12 protein-coding genes and 1 tRNA gene are annotated in these 14,316 nt (G+C 46.5%); 8 read left to right on the plus strand and 5 right to left on the minus strand.

The window, feature by feature from the left end; translation table 11 throughout:
- Positions 1–15: 15 nt before the first annotated feature.
- The gene (locus ACOIT5_RS19380) at positions 16–1,512 is read right to left on the minus strand and encodes a Y-family DNA polymerase (protein WP_423127824.1); all 1,497 of its coding nucleotides are present in this window, start codon (positions 1,510–1,512) and stop codon (positions 16–18) included.
- Entirely contained in the window at positions 1,505–2,248 is a 744-nt protein-coding gene (locus tag ACOIT5_RS19385; protein ID WP_423127825.1) for an ImuA family protein, read from the minus strand. The genes ACOIT5_RS19380 and ACOIT5_RS19385 overlap by 8 nt, the downstream gene beginning before the upstream one ends.
- A gap of 75 nt (positions 2,249–2,323) precedes the next feature.
- Here ACOIT5_RS19385 and ACOIT5_RS19390 point away from each other — a divergent pair, with 75 nt between their 5' ends.
- Positions 2,324–3,142, plus strand: a complete 819-nt coding sequence (locus ACOIT5_RS19390; protein ID WP_423127826.1) for an XRE family transcriptional regulator — start codon at positions 2,324–2,326, stop codon at positions 3,140–3,142.
- A gap of 83 nt (positions 3,143–3,225) precedes the next feature.
- Here ACOIT5_RS19390 and ACOIT5_RS19395 read toward each other — a convergent pair.
- Positions 3,226–3,309, minus strand: a tRNA-Leu gene (locus ACOIT5_RS19395).
- Positions 3,310–3,568: 259 nt separating this feature from the next.
- Here ACOIT5_RS19395 and ACOIT5_RS19400 point away from each other — a divergent pair.
- Positions 3,569–4,840 (plus strand): class 1 isoprenoid biosynthesis enzyme, encoded by a 1,272-nt coding sequence (locus ACOIT5_RS19400; RefSeq protein WP_423127827.1) that lies wholly within the window; start codon positions 3,569–3,571, stop codon positions 4,838–4,840.
- Positions 4,841–4,857: 17 nt separating this feature from the next.
- Here ACOIT5_RS19400 and ACOIT5_RS19405 read toward each other — a convergent pair whose 3' ends face one another.
- Positions 4,858–7,050, minus strand: coding sequence for a S9 family peptidase (locus ACOIT5_RS19405; protein WP_423127828.1), 2,193 nt, complete (start codon positions 7,048–7,050; stop codon positions 4,858–4,860).
- 183 nt (positions 7,051–7,233) lie between these two features.
- On the opposite strand from ACOIT5_RS19405, the gene ACOIT5_RS19410 reads away from it, so the two are divergent.
- From ACOIT5_RS19410 to ACOIT5_RS19435, 6 genes are all read left to right on the plus strand, one after another.
- Positions 7,234–8,283, plus strand: a complete 1,050-nt coding sequence (locus ACOIT5_RS19410; protein ID WP_423127829.1) for a DUF6588 family protein — start codon at positions 7,234–7,236, stop codon at positions 8,281–8,283.
- Positions 8,284–8,445: 162 nt separating this feature from the next.
- Positions 8,446–10,395 (plus strand): threonine--tRNA ligase, encoded by a 1,950-nt coding sequence (thrS, locus tag ACOIT5_RS19415; protein WP_423127830.1) that lies wholly within the window; start codon positions 8,446–8,448, stop codon positions 10,393–10,395.
- Between the two features lie 80 nt (positions 10,396–10,475).
- Positions 10,476–10,973, plus strand: coding sequence for a translation initiation factor IF-3 (gene infC / locus ACOIT5_RS19420; RefSeq protein ID WP_423130631.1), 498 nt, complete (start codon positions 10,476–10,478; stop codon positions 10,971–10,973).
- A 27-nt stretch (positions 10,974–11,000) separates the two neighbouring features.
- On the plus strand, positions 11,001–11,198 hold the full coding sequence (rpmI, locus tag ACOIT5_RS19425) for a 50S ribosomal protein L35 (RefSeq protein ID WP_423127831.1): 198 nt from the start codon (positions 11,001–11,003) through the stop codon (positions 11,196–11,198).
- Positions 11,199–11,259: 61 nt separating this feature from the next.
- On the plus strand, positions 11,260–11,637 hold the full coding sequence (gene rplT, locus ACOIT5_RS19430; protein ID WP_432205911.1) for a 50S ribosomal protein L20: 378 nt from the start codon (positions 11,260–11,262) through the stop codon (positions 11,635–11,637).
- Positions 11,638–12,011: 374 nt separating this feature from the next.
- The gene (locus ACOIT5_RS19435) at positions 12,012–13,127 is read left to right on the plus strand and encodes a glycosyltransferase family 4 protein (protein WP_423127832.1); all 1,116 of its coding nucleotides are present in this window, start codon (positions 12,012–12,014) and stop codon (positions 13,125–13,127) included.
- 67 nt (positions 13,128–13,194) lie between these two features.
- Here the strand turns inward: ACOIT5_RS19435 and ACOIT5_RS19440 are convergent, their stop codons facing one another.
- The gene (locus ACOIT5_RS19440) at positions 13,195–14,172 is read right to left on the minus strand and encodes an ROK family protein (protein ID WP_423127833.1); all 978 of its coding nucleotides are present in this window, start codon (positions 14,170–14,172) and stop codon (positions 13,195–13,197) included.
- Between the last annotated feature and the right edge of the window lie 144 nt (positions 14,173–14,316).

The following is a 14,316-nucleotide window of genomic DNA, read 5'->3' on the forward strand; positions in this document are numbered from 1 at the left end:
TTCCTTATTTTTTCTTTAGACAAAATACCCATGCAAAAACCATTGCGGTTTTTTGTTTCCGTAAAGACCCAGCCGGAACAGCCAATAGCGGGCGCCGCTTTCATCTTCAACCCGGTAATAATCGCGGGGAGGGCCGTTTTGAAGCCACCATTCCTGTTCGATACGCTCGGGGCCGTCGGCCCGGACAATACGGATGATTTCGCCGTTGTACCGGAAGTGCATCGGGGGATAATCCGGCAGCACGACCATCACCTCGACAGGCTCAGGCTTAGGCAAAAGATGAACGGGACGGGGATGGTCGGTGCGCCATTCCGTTTCCGGCTGCTCTTCCGGCGATGCAACTTCTTTTACCGAGTTTTCAGGCCAGTAACGCTCTTGCGGCAAGTACCGGCGGATGGACTCCACTCCCACCCTTCCTGCAATGTTATCCAGTAATTCGGAAATGGCTGTCTGGTCGCGGTTTGAGCTACCCCAAAACGCTTCCTGGGTTTCGCTCATATCCTCAACAAGCGCTGCCTCCAGTGTGAACAGTTCGATCCCGAGAGCCGGTTCCAGTTCCGGTATTTTCAGTTCGAACAGTTTGAAAAGATGTGCGGCATTACGCGATGCCCGGTTGGTGCCGATGCTGATTTGTACAATTTCGCCATCGATACGGTATCCTTTGAATACCCCGGTGCGCATCCCTTTTCCTTCCTTGAAAAAACGTTCGCACAAGGCTTCCAGCAGTCGTTCCAGGGCTATCCCAATCCCGGTGGCTGTACAGATAGGTTCCAGGCAGGGCAACCGTTCCTGGTAAACCGGGGCGGGCTGAACCGGTTGTAAAAACTCCGGGGCCGTACCGAGCGCCTGTTCCAGCCGGATCAGCAACGTTTCTCCAAAACGCCGGCGCAGGTTCAGCCGGGGAATGTACATCATTTGGCCGATTTGCCTGAACCCGAGTTTTTCGAGACGCTGCAGGGTGGGATTATCCAACCTTAGGGCAGCCGGAGGAAGTGAGGAAAGAACTTCAGCCTGTTTACCGGGTCCGGTGATCGTTCCATTTTTCCCATAATGCGCCACAGCCCGGGCTGCCCCGATCGTATCAGCGATGGCCAGGCGCACATCATAGCCTCCACTACGAAGCCGGGCAGCGATTGACTGAAGGTAAGCAGGCTCGCCTCCCCACAAATGCGGGCAACCCGATATGTCCAGGATCAGCCCGTCCGGGAAATCGGCGGCAACCACCGGCGTGTAGCGAAGGCACCATTCGGCCAGGTTGTTCAGCAGTCTGGCGTCGGTTTCAGGTTCGGCCGGGATCACTTCGACCCCGGGGAAAATAGCACGTACGTCGGCAACGACCATGCCCGGAGCAATACCCTCTCTTGCCAGAGGTTGACTGGCTGCCTTAACCACCATCCGTCCGTGTTCCGGAACGTACAACAAAAAGGGCTTGTCCCGGAGTTCAGGGCGGATTTTGGCCAACCGATCGGTAGCCAGGTAGCGAAACCAGGTATAAAGATAGCGTTTAGGCATAGTTCTGTTGCTTTTGAGGTGCCGGTGGGGCCATTTCATCCCGGTCAGGTACGGGACTGAATGTTCCGTTTCTCCATTCGAACTGCCAAATGCCCGGCCGTCCGTTGCGTATTTTAACCAGTTCCACTTCCAAACAGGGAAAACCCACGCCGGGAAGCCCGCCGGTACGGCTTGGGAGCGGCCTGATTTTCCAGCGTGACACGCAGGCCAGCGTATTTTCGGTTCGCGGATGCAACCGGTGCAGAAAGCCTGTTACCTTGCTGGTTTCAACAGCCAGTTGCAAGCGACGGGATTCGGCAAAACTGATGTTCCGTAACCCGGCGACAACCGCCGCCAGCGAATTACATTTCAGCCCTTGTTCCATCACCCAGAGCGCTTCTTTATCGCGCTTCACGTCAATAAAAATGACCCGGTGCGGTTCAATTCCAAAAAATTTCAGGGCCGGCGGAAATAAAATACGTCCGGCGCTTACCCAAAGACAAATACCTTCTTTTTTCATCAGAACACTCAGCAGTCCCGCCATAAAACCGTTTGCAGCAGCAGCGCAGGTTGGCGTCGGGCTGATGAATTCGTGTATCGCCCCGACAGGAAAAGTGCCCCCGGGAAACGCCGCATTCACCATGCCCAGTCCAAAATCAGACAACTGCCTGTCTGGTTCGGCGCTGAAACCCTCCATCGAAAGAATTTTTTCCTTCAGTTGCCTGATGATTTCTTTTTTATCGGCTAACCCGCTCATAATTAAAAAATATTCTTAAATTTGTTACGATTAATAACAATTTATAGTTTCTAAATATAACAAACAAATTCAGAAATGCAACGGATTTTTTTTGCAGCGAACATCCGCTTTCTTCGTGACCGCAGGAAATTAAGCCAGGAAGTCCTTGCTGCCAGGCTGGGCCTGACCCGTGCCAAACTTGCTGCCATTGAGGCCGGTAATACCAAATCGCCACAGCCGGAAGATTACCTGAACTTTTCGGAATTCTTTAAAATCAGCATTGACACCTTGCTGAAAATCGACCTTTCGAAATTGGGAGAACTAAGGCTGCGGGAACTGGAAGCCGGTAATGATGTGTATATCCGGGGAGGAAACTTGCGGGTACTGGCTATTTCAGTTGACCGTTCGGACAATGAAAACGTGGAATATGTGCCGGTGAAGGCCAAAGCCGGGTACATGGCGGGCTATAACGACCCGGAATTTATTGCTTCGCTGCCAAAGTTCTCGCTTCCCAACCTGCCCGCACAGGGAACCTTCCGCATTTTCCCGTCAACCGGCGATTCCATGTTACCGGTACCGGAAGGCAGTGAGATTATTGCCCGGTATGTTGCAGATTGGACAGCCATCAAGCCGGATACTCCCTGCATTGTTATCCTGAAGGGCCAGCAGGATTTTGTCTTTAAAATGGCAACCATCAATGCCGATGGTACAATTGTACTGAAATCGCTCAATTCAGCCTACAAACCTTACTCCGTTTCAGTGGATGATGTATTGGAAATCTGGCGGTTTTATGCCTACACCAGCCGCGAATTCCCGGAAGCACAACCGGAGATGACAACCATATTAACGGCTATCAGGAACCTGGAAGAGAAAATCGGGAAAATGTCAGACAATTCCGGAAACACGATGTCATAGTGATCCCCGAAAAGAGTGGTAGCAGAATATGCTAAGCAAAAAATGCAATCAACTGAAATACAGTTAATTGCATTTTAAACACGTGCCCAGAACAGGACTCGAACCTGCACGTCCAAGCGGACACTAGTCCCTGAAACTAGCGCGTCTACCAATTCCGCCATCTGGGCCTATTTTCAAAGGAAATAATTTTTATCTGACGTTTCAGGATATTTCCATCGTGCCTTTTTGTTTTAGGCGTTGCAAATATAGAAAAATTTCGTGCTGATACTACCCCAAAATCAATTTTTATCGCTTTGTTGTTATTTTTTTTCCGCTGATCAGATCTTGCCGATGAAATTACGCTGTTCATCGGAATTTTAGTTCGGATACGCAAAAGTTTTCTTCATTTTGCAACGTATAACAAACGAACATCTAAATCAAGTATTTATGGACTACCCGGCTGAATTTAAGAATATGTGGAATCAAAGTGCCACTGGTTTCCCGAACAACCTAAGCTCATTTAGCAAAAACGAGCAAAGTTTGCGTGAAATAGAATTTGATCGTTTCCTGAATAAGCTTCAGGAGACCTCACGGTGGTCGGAAAATAACTCAACTTCTGCTACAAAAAAGGAATTACTTGATTTGCTACGTTCTTTTTTCAGGAACACGCTGGGATACAGCGATGAGAATCTCGGGGTAATCCTGTCAGACGAGATGGTCCGTTCAACCTTCTGGTTCATCAATGCTGCCCTGGTTTACGACCCGGCTATAAGCTTTCACGACATTTTCCAGGCATGTAGAAACGTGTGGATCATGAACGGGCTTCAGTTTCTCTGCGGAAAAACCGTTTGTCTGACACCCCCGGTTTTTGCTTACAGCATGCTTTATCCTTACACCGACAATTACCTCGATGACCCGGCTATTTCACCATTTGAAAAGCTGGATTTCAGCAACCGGTTTGCAAAACGCCTGGCCGGCAACAAGGTTGACGCACGGAACATACAGGAAGAAAAAATCTTTCACATGGTTGAAATAATTGAAAACGATTGGAGCCGGGAGCAATATCCCGGGGTTTACAGAAGCTTGCTGGCTATTCACGACGCCCAAACTCAAAGTTTAGCCCTGATGAACCATGCTCCATCCCTGAACTCCGACGACATTTTTAAAATTTGTGTACAAAAAGGCGGAACATCGGTTATTGCAGACGGCTATCTCGTTTTGGGCCGGTTAACCGACATTGAAGAAGAATTTTTTTATCACTACGGCGCTTACCTGCAATTGCTCGATGACCTTCAGGATGTTGCCGACGACCTGAACGGCTCCCTGATGACCTGCTTTTCATCCAAAGCCCGACAGGAAAAGCTGGACACCTGGCTGTGCAAAACCTACAACCTGGGACTCCGGGTGATGACCTGTACCGACAGGCTCCGGTCGGTTCACGGCGACCTGTTTAAATCGCTGATGAAAAACAGCATTGAACTGTTTTTGGTCGAATCGGTGGTCACCAACAGTCCGTTTTTCAGCCGAAAATTTGTCCAAAAATTTGAATCTCATTCCCCGCTTCGATTTTCGTTCATAAAAAAGAAAAACGGCACCTTTTCGCCCTACCAGGACCAGTTATTTGTACAGATGATGAAACAGGCCTCCCTTTGCCGGGAAGAGTTCTCTTATGATTTCCTAACAAAAAACAGCCTGCTGAAAGAACAGCAGGCTGTTTAAAACCGGCCAACCAGTTATTATTTCAACTGAGATTTCAGAAAATCAGTCATTTTCCGGTACAAGTGCAGGCGGGTATTTCCGCCCCGGATATTGTGATTCCGGTTGGTATAAATTGCCATATCAAACTGTACCCCGGCCTGGACCAGGCTTTCTGTAAACTCCATAGTGTGCTGTAAGTGAACATTATCATCAGCCGAACCATGAACAATCAGTAAACGTCCGGTAATACCCGCCGGGTTGGTCATGGGCGAATTTTCCGCGTAACCATCCGGATTCTCGCGCGGGGTACGCATATAACGTTCGGTGTAAACCGTATCGTAAAATTTGTGGTGGGTTACCGGTGCAACAGCAATACCGGCTTTAAACAAATCGCCTCCTTTTTCCATGCTTAACAAGGTCATAAAACCGCCGAAACTCCATCCCCAGATGGCGATGTTGTTTTTATCGACATAAGAAAGCGAGCCCAGGTATTTTGCCGCTTCAATCTGATCGTCCGACTCATACTTTCCTAACTGCAGATAGGTCACTTTTCGGAACTCCTCTCCTCTCGCCCCGGTCCCGCGCGGATCGACGCAAGCGACGATAAATCCTTCCTGCGCCAGGTAATGATTCCAACCGACAGACCATTCATCCAGCACTTCCTGCGAATTCGGACCGCTGTATTGGGTCATCACCACCGGGTACTTTTTTGACGGATCAAAATCCAGCGGTTTGATCATCCACCCGTTCAACGAAACGCCCCCTGATGTTTTAAAATCAAAGAATTCTTTTTTCGCGATGGCATATCCGCCGAGTTTTTCTTTCAGGGTTCTATTGTCTTCCAGCACACGCAGCAACTTACCGGTGTTGTCGTGCAAAGTCACTTTCAGTGGGTTTTCAGCCGTCGAATGCGAATTGATGAAATAATTAAAGCCACTGCTAAACTCCGCCTTATTGGTCCCCGGGGTTGGCGATAATTTACCTTGCTTTTTCCCGTCGAGACTTACAAAATAAACTTCGCGCCGCAAGGGAGATTCTTTGGCTGCCTGGTAATAAAAGATTTTTCGTTTTTTATCGTAGCCGTAAAAATCAGTCACATCGTATTCGCCGCTTGTTAACTGTTTAACCAGAAAACCTTGCCGGTCGTACAAATACAGGTGCGAAAAACCGTTTCGCTCGCTGTTTACCACAAAGTAATCATTGTCGGGTAAAAAGATAAAATCGTCCAGAAATTCTTCGGCGACAAACCGGTTGTTTTTTTCGGTAAAAAAGGAACGGCTGTCGCCGGTATACGGGTTAGCCAGCAGCACATCAAGCACATTCTGGCGCCGGTTCAACCGCATGACGGCTAATCCTTCAGCGTCGGCTGTCCATTTGATCCGGGGAATATAAATGTCTGTTTCGGACCCCGTATCTACTTCAACCGTTGTTTTTGATTTCAAATCGTAAACGTGAACGCTCACCAGCGAGTTTTTCTCTCCCGCTTTCGGATATTTAAAGGTATCGGCCGAAGGATATAAGGCGTTTTCAGGCATATTCGGGTTTGCTCCCTGGTACATGGTCATCGAAAAATCCCGAACCTCCCGTTCATCGAAGCGAATAAATGCCAGAAACTTTGAATCGGGCGACCAGGCAAAAGCTTTACTGAAAGCAAATTCTTCTTCGTACACCCAATCCGGAAGACCGTTGATCACTTCATTCTTTTTGCCGTTGTAGGTTACCTGGCTCTCGGTCCCGAATTTCAGGCTTTTCACAAACAGGTTGTTATCGCGTACAAAAGCCACGCGCTCTCCGTCGGGAGAAAACGTAGCCTCTTGTTGCCTCCCCTTGGCCGATAAACCGGTTAATTCGCCGGTTACCGAGTTCCACACATAATACTCGGCCGACGATGAATGACGATAAATTTTTTCCGGTTTCGTCGTGAGCAGCAATTTTGTTTCGTCATCGCTGTATTCGTAGGCTGTGAAACTCCGGATAGCTGCATCTTTTATGGTTGACAAATCAAACTCAACCGAAACTTTCTCCCCGGTTTTATAGCTGTACCTGACAATCTTATTCCCATCTTCCAGGACGGTATAATATAACCCGCTGTTCATCGACCGAAGCCCGGCAACCTTTTTTTCATAAAAAGTCCCGTACACCTGAATATCTTCGAGGCTGATTTTATTTTGGGCAAGAAGCGGGTAACCAAACCCAAAAAACAGAATTAAGACAAAAATAAGCTTACGCATAATCGTGATATTTATTTTGAACATCCAAAACTTTAAATTTTTTTCTAAATAAAAAATTAAATTGTCCGTTATTTTATAAAATTACACCGGATAGATAACGGTTCTGTTTACCAACCTTCATCACCGGAAGGTTTTTGTATTTATTCCGAAAATATGATATCGAACCTCAAAATAAATTGCTCTATGAAAAAAAGATTGTTATTTGTATTCATTTGTCTGTCACTTGCAACACCTGGCATCAGCCAATCAGATGTAGCTGATTGGCTGAAATTTGGAAAGGATGATGCCGGTAAATTAATCGAAGCCTATGTCAATCCGTACGCTAATGCGCTGGGAATCGGCTTAAACAATTCGTGGTACAATACCGCCGAAACCCATAAAATTTTAGGCTTCGACCTCGCTTTTACCATAAGCGCCGTACAAATTCCAAAATCGGACCAAACATTTGATGTCAACTCGCTTAATCTGACAAATGCCCGGGTGGCCACCGGTTACAGCAACATAGCCGCTACCGCCGCCGGAAATGAAAAAGGGGGAACACAATTGGATATTTATTCAAACGACACGAAAATCTCGTCTTTCAAGACTCCGGGCGGATCGGAACTCGATCTGGTGCCCATCCCGATGATCCAGTTAGGCGTTGGTATTTTACCCCATACCGAACTGATTGGCCGTTATGTCCCCACCATCAAATTTGATGTGGACGACGACCGGGCCAAAATCGGGCTGGTTGGCGTTGGCCTGAAACACAATTTCAAGGAATGGATTCCCGTGGTGAAACACCTGCCCTTTGACGCTTCCGTATTTGCCGGCTACACCCAAATTGACGGCGAATCGGGACTGACATTCTCGTACGAAAATTACGGACTTCCCAACCCCATTGGCTACGTTCCCGACGAAAACCAGCGAGCAGATGTAAAAACCAAAGCCATGAAATACGGTTTAATCCTTTCAAAAAAAGTGGCCGTTCTCACTTTTTTCGCAGGTGTTTCACATAACACCAGCAAATCAACCATCGATTTACTTGGCAAATATCCGGTATTTACCATCAACAACCTGGGTATACCCGAGTACGCGGAAGAAGACCACCCAATCGCCTTAAAATTCAAAAATTCAAGTCTTGCAGCTGATGCCGGCTTTCGCTTAAAACTAGCCTTTTTCAGCTTATTCGGGTCGGTAAATTTTTCCGAATATACCTCCTACAACGCCGGTTTAAGCTTCGGCTTCCGTTAGCGGATGAAAAATAAAACGAATATTCACCACGATCACGAAAAGGCGCTAAACAGGCGTCTTTTCTTATTTCAAGCGCACAGAAAAAATACGGTCGGTTGGAATGCTGTCAGTTAATAATAATTATCTTTGCAGCCTGAAAATAAGATTCACAATATTAGACAGATGATTAAAATAACACTACCTGACAATAGTATCCGGGAATTTGAGAGCGGGATCACCGGTCTCGACATTGCCCATGCGATCAGCAGCCGACTGGCTAAAGATGTTTTAGCCATTTCAGTAGATGGTGAAGTCCGGGATTTAAACCGGCCACTGACAACCGACGCCCGTATTAAGCTGTTCACGTGGGACGACCGGGAAGGAAAAGAAACGTTCTGGCATTCATCTGCCCACCTGATGGCCGAAGCCATTGAATTTTTCTATCCTGGCACAAAGTTTGGGATCGGGCCAACTGTCGATACCGGATTTTATTACGATATTGATCTCCCCGACGGGAAACAACTAACAGAAAAAGACCTGGCGGAAATTGAAAAGAAAATCATGGACCTGGCCCGCTCAAAAAGTGAAATCGTTCGTCAGAACATTACCAAAGCGGAAGCGATGTCCATGTTTACAGCAAAAAACGATGAGCTGAAACAAGAACTGATCAGCGAACTGGAGGACGGAACCATCACCCTGTACCATCAGGGAAATTTTACCGACTTGTGCCGGGGCCCTCATCTGCCAAATACCTCCTACATCAAAGCCATCAAACTAACTTCGATTGCCGGGGCATACTGGCGCGGCAATGAAAAAAATAAAATGCTGACCCGGGTGTACGGGGTAAGTTTTCCGAAACAAAAGCTGCTGGATGACTACCTGCTTTTGCTCGAAGAAGCAAAAAAACGGGATCATCGCAAGATTGGCAAAGAAATGGAACTGTTCACCTTCTCCCAGAAAGTAGGACAAGGACTACCGTTGTGGTTGCCCAAAGGAGCTATGCTGCGGATGCAACTGGAAGATTTTCTGAAAAAAGTTCAGAAAAAATTCGGCTACGAACAGGTAATTACCCCGCATATCGGCGATGTCAACCTGTACAAAACTTCAGGCCATTTCCAAAAATACGGCGCAGACTCATTCCAGGTCATCAAAACACCGGTCGAGGGCGAAGAATACATGCTGAAACCCATGAACTGCCCTCACCATTGCGAATTGTATAAATTTAAACCCCGCTCATACAAGGATCTGCCGGTACGCATGGCCGAATTTGGAACTGTGTACCGCTACGAACAAAGCGGCGAGTTGCACGGACTGACCCGCGTACGGGGCTTCACTCAGGATGATGCTCACATTTATTGCCGGCCCGACCAGCTGAAAGATGAATTTAAAAAAGTCATCGATATTATCTTCATCATTTTTAAAGCCCTGAATTTTGAAGACTATACGGCCCAGATTTCATTGCGCGATCCCAATAAGCCTGAGAAGTACATTGGTTCGCCCGAAAATTGGGACAAAGCCGAACAAGCCATCATTGAAGCTGCCGCCGAAAAAGGGTTAAAAACCGTGACCGAGTTGGGCGAAGCTGCTTTTTACGGGCCAAAGCTCGATTTCATGATCAAAGACGCCTTGGGCCGCAGCTGGCAGTTGGGCACCATCCAGGTAGATTATAACCTGCCCGAACGCTTTGAGCTGGAATACATCGGAACCGACGATAAACGTCATCGTCCGGTAATGATCCACCGGGCTCCGTTCGGATCGATGGAACGCTTTGTGGCAGTGTTGATTGAACATACAGCAGGAAAATTCCCGCTTTGGCTGAGCCCGGAGCAGGTGGTGGTGCTCCCGATTAGCGAAAAACATAACGATTATGCTGAAAAAGTTTCAAATTTTCTAAATAATTACGATATTCGCAGCTCAATTGACGACCGCAATGAAAAAATCGGTCGTAAAATCCGGGATAACGAGCTGAAACGTATCCCGTATTTATTGATTGTCGGGGAAAAAGAGGCAGAAAACGGTCAGGTATCCGTACGTAAGCAAGGCGACGGAGATAAAGGAAGCATGACCATGGAGGAATTCGCAGTTTTCCTGAACAAGGAGGTAAAAGAACAATTATCAGTATTTTATAACTAAAAAGAATAGGAGGTTTTCTTATCGCTGTAAAAAGACCATATCGCGGAGGGACACGTGTAGAAACAGCACCTCAGCACAGGATAAATGAGAGAATCAGATCTCATCAGGTTCGCGTTGTTGGTGAAAACATTGAAAACCAGGGGGTATACTCATTAAAAGAAGCTTTGGCGATGGCCGAAGAACTTGGATTGGACCTGGTAGAAATTTCCCCCAATGCCGATCCTCCTGTTTGTAAAATTACGGATTATCAGAAGTTTCTTTATCAGCAAAAAAAGAAACAGAAAGAAATGAAAGCCAAGGCGGTGAAAGTCGTCGTCAAGGAAATTCGTTTTGGACCCAATACTGATGAACACGACTTTCAGTTTAAGCTGCGACATGCCGAGAAATTTCTCACCGAAGGGGCAAAAGTAAAAGCCTATGTATTTTTTAAAGGACGTTCCATCCTTTTCAAAGAACAAGGCGAAATTCTGTTGCTGAAATTTGCCACCGCGCTGGAAGATTACGGTAAAGTGGAGCAACTGCCGCAACTCGAAGGAAAAAGAATGACCATGTTTATTTCACCTAAAAAGAAGAAGTAATTTCTTTGATAATTAAAATTAGGAAAGATGCCAAAAATGAAGACGAATTCCGGGGCAAAAAAACGGTTTAAACTAACCGGCACCGGTAAACTGAAAAGGAAGCATGCTTTTAAAAGTCACATTTTGACCAAAAAAAGCACCAAACGCAAACGGAACCTGACCCACATCGGGTTGGTAAACAAAGCGGACGAAAATAATGTTAAGCTGTTGCTTTCCATGAAATAATCCTTTTCGAAGAGTTAAAAATCAGAGTTAAAACGAAGTGAATTAGCCAAAAGATCCGGCAGTGCCGGACGCTAACCACTTAAAAATTAAAATTATGCCAAGATCAGTAAATCATGTAGCATCTCGGGCTCGCAGAAAAAAAATCCTCAAGCAAACCAAAGGTAATTGGGGTGCCCGCAGAAATGTCTGGACGGTTGCAAAAAACACCTATGAAAAAGGGTTACAGTATGCATACCGCGACCGGAAAGCCAAAAAAAGAAACTTCCGTGCCCTTTGGATTCAGCGTATCAACGCTGCTGCCCGTATGGAAGGGATGAGCTATTCTCAGTTAATCGGCCTACTGAAGAAAAACAGTATCGAAATTAACCGTAAGGTATTAGCTGATTTAGCCGTTTATCAACCGGTTGCGTTCAAAGCAATCGTTGACAAGGTGAAATAAATATCACACCAGAAAGGTCGAAATAAACATAGAAGCCCTGCCATTTGGCGGGGCTTTTTCGTTTATGCCAGGCTGATTTATGTCCCTGGAGCTTAAGTCCGAAAGGTTACCAAATATAAATTCAATACGAAAACGTTACTAAAATCATTGGTACTGGTCACTGGTTACTGGTCACTTTTTCCAAATGCCTTTGTGGCTTTGTGTTAAAAAGACTTTCGGAGTATTCCCAAGGTTGAAACGTATATCTTCTGCGAGCTGTTATTAAACCTGTTTAAATCGTTCAGACGGATTTAACCGGAAAATGTTAATAACTGAACCCGGCAAAAAGATCAGTCTCCCGAAATTTTTCATTTTCTTTAACAAAAAAAGCCTACATGTATTTTAATGTCATCCTGAACCTGCTCGTCAGCTTTCTCTTAACCTACCTGGTTATTCCGCCTATTGTACGCATTTCGAATGCCCGCAACCTGATGGATACGCCCAATTCCCGAAAGCTGAACATTTCGGAAGTTCCTGTATTGGGAGGGATAGGCATTTTTATCGGATTAAGCCTGACCACGCTGATTTTTTTGCCGGTTAATCACCTTAATCCGACCTTCCGCAGCTTATTTGCTGCGCTCATTCTGATGTTGTTTGTCGGCATGAAAGATGATATCCTGCTAGTTAGTCCCCGCAAAAAATTACTGGCCCAGTTCATTGCAGCGGCCATTCTGGTTTTTGCAGGAGGTTTCCGGATCAGTCAATTTCATGGACTGGCATTTCAATTCGACCTGCCTTATTTGTTCAGCGCTGCCTTGTCAGTTGCCTTTATCCTGTTTTTAATTAACGCGATCAACCTGATTGACGGCATTGACGGATTGGCAGCCGGGATCAGCCTACTGGTAGCAATTGCCCTGGGCGCCTGGTTTTTGCTTGGAGGCTACATGGCTTATGGCATGGCCTGTACGGCCCTAAGCGGCAGTTTACTTGCTTTTTTGCGGTTCAACTTATGGGGGAAGAAAAATAAGCTGTTTATGGGTGATACCGGATCGCTCATTCTGGGCACTTTTTTGGCCGCGATGATCATCAAATTCAATGAACTGAATCAGGATTTGCTCAGTCCGTTTTACATGAAGCAAGCCCCTGTTATCGCCTTAAGTTTGATGATTGTCCCCGTTTCGGATACCCTGCGTGTGTTTACCATCCGTCTTTGGCACAAACAATCGCCTTTTACTCCCGACAAAAATCATTTCCATCACTTGTTGATTAAAAGCGGCTTAAGCCATATTCAGGCGAGCTGTTTCCTGGTTTACTATACGACCCTATTCACGGCAATGGCTTTTCTGTTGCAGGCTTATCTGGACATTACCTTCCATTTTCTGTTGTTGCTAACCCTCAGCTTTTCCTTCATTGGTTTAATTTACCTGCGGAGTAAACAACAACTGACCGGTTCAAAGGTAATTGCTTCCATTCACACCTTCCGCCCAGCCCCATTTCGGCGCCGCGGCTAAGATAAACAGCAGGAAAAAACGGGAGCCTCTTTGCAGAAACTCCCGTTCACCGATCCGAAGACCCGGATTATTTTTCAATTTCTTTCCAAACCAACGCACTGGCGCCTACAATAGCAGCATCGCCGGGCTTCAGTTCCGAAGGAAGGATCTTAATCTTATTTTTAAAGATGGGCAGCAGGTGAGCTTCCATACTTTCTTTTGTTGGTTTGAAAATCAAGTCGCCGGCTGCGGTCGGTCCTCCAAACAGGAAGATCGCTTCCGGGCTCAGGTGATGAACCGTATCAGCCAGCCCCTGCCCCAACCACTTACCTGTTTGTTCAAACACTTCGAGCGCAACCTTGTCGCCTTTAACAGCGGCATCGTAAATCGCTTTTGAATCGAGTTCCTTGAACGATTTTTCAGCCAGCAGGCTATCACCGGCATTGTCGCGGGCCATAATTTCAAAGGCCGTCCGTTTCATGCCCGGAGCCGAACAATACGCTTCGAGGTGGCCTTTGGCGGTGCAACCGCAAAGACGTCCGCCAGGGATCAGGGTCGTATGCCCACATTCGCCGGCAAAACCGTCGTGGCCGTACACCAGGTCTCCGTTTACAACAAGTCCGCTTCCAACACCTGTTCCCAGGGTATACATGACGAAGTTTTTCATGTGTTTGGCGCCGCCGTAAATCATTTCACCAATTGCAGCGGCATTGGCATCGTTGGTTAAAGCCAGCGCCCGCAACTCCGGGAAATTGACTCTCAGCAAGTCCACAAAAGGCAATACGCCTTTAAACGACAGGTTAGGCGCGTATTCAATCGTTCCGTTGTAATAGTTCCCGTTAGGTGCCCCGATACCGATACCCAACACTTCCAGATCCTGGTTTAACAACTTAACGGATTGGATCAATTCTTTAATGGCAGCAGTCAAATCAGAAATATAACGTCCTATATCTCCGTGCGACGGGGTTGAAATGGAATCTTTCACCATCACATGTCCTTCCTGATCAACTACGCCAATGGCCGTATTTGTTCCGCCAATATCAACGCCTATTGCTACTTCTTTCATAATATATTTCACTTTTTTTAAATGATTACATTACCGTCCCATTAAAAACTAAAAAAGTTCTTTGATGTATTTGAAATTTAGTTAGTTGTATCCATTTTTCGAGCGAACGGACTTGAATTTTTAGTTTTGCATCAGATTATTCTG

The organism is Gaoshiqia hydrogeniformans, from assembly GCF_049347105.1.
In the GTDB taxonomy this organism is placed as follows: domain Bacteria; phylum Bacteroidota; class Bacteroidia; order Bacteroidales; family Prolixibacteraceae; genus Gaoshiqia; species Gaoshiqia hydrogeniformans.

Coding starts and splice junctions, on each gene's coding strand:
- ACOIT5_RS19380 (WP_423127824.1), bottom strand. CDS start 1,512: ATGCCTAAACGCTATCTTTATACCTGGTTTCGCTACCTGGCTACCGAT.
- ACOIT5_RS19385 (WP_423127825.1), bottom strand. CDS start 2,248: ATGAGCGGGTTAGCCGATAAAAAAGAAATCATCAGGCAACTGAAGGAA.
- ACOIT5_RS19390 (WP_423127826.1), top strand. CDS start 2,324: ATGCAACGGATTTTTTTTGCAGCGAACATCCGCTTTCTTCGTGACCGC.
- ACOIT5_RS19400 (WP_423127827.1), top strand. CDS start 3,569: ATGGACTACCCGGCTGAATTTAAGAATATGTGGAATCAAAGTGCCACT.
- ACOIT5_RS19405 (WP_423127828.1), bottom strand. CDS start 7,050: ATGCGTAAGCTTATTTTTGTCTTAATTCTGTTTTTTGGGTTTGGTTAC.
- ACOIT5_RS19410 (WP_423127829.1), top strand. CDS start 7,234: ATGAAAAAAAGATTGTTATTTGTATTCATTTGTCTGTCACTTGCAACA.
- thrS (WP_423127830.1), top strand. CDS start 8,446: ATGATTAAAATAACACTACCTGACAATAGTATCCGGGAATTTGAGAGC.
- rpmI (WP_423127831.1), top strand. CDS start 11,001: ATGCCAAAAATGAAGACGAATTCCGGGGCAAAAAAACGGTTTAAACTA.
- ACOIT5_RS19435 (WP_423127832.1), top strand. CDS start 12,012: ATGTATTTTAATGTCATCCTGAACCTGCTCGTCAGCTTTCTCTTAACC.
- ACOIT5_RS19440 (WP_423127833.1), bottom strand. CDS start 14,172: ATGAAAGAAGTAGCAATAGGCGTTGATATTGGCGGAACAAATACGGCC.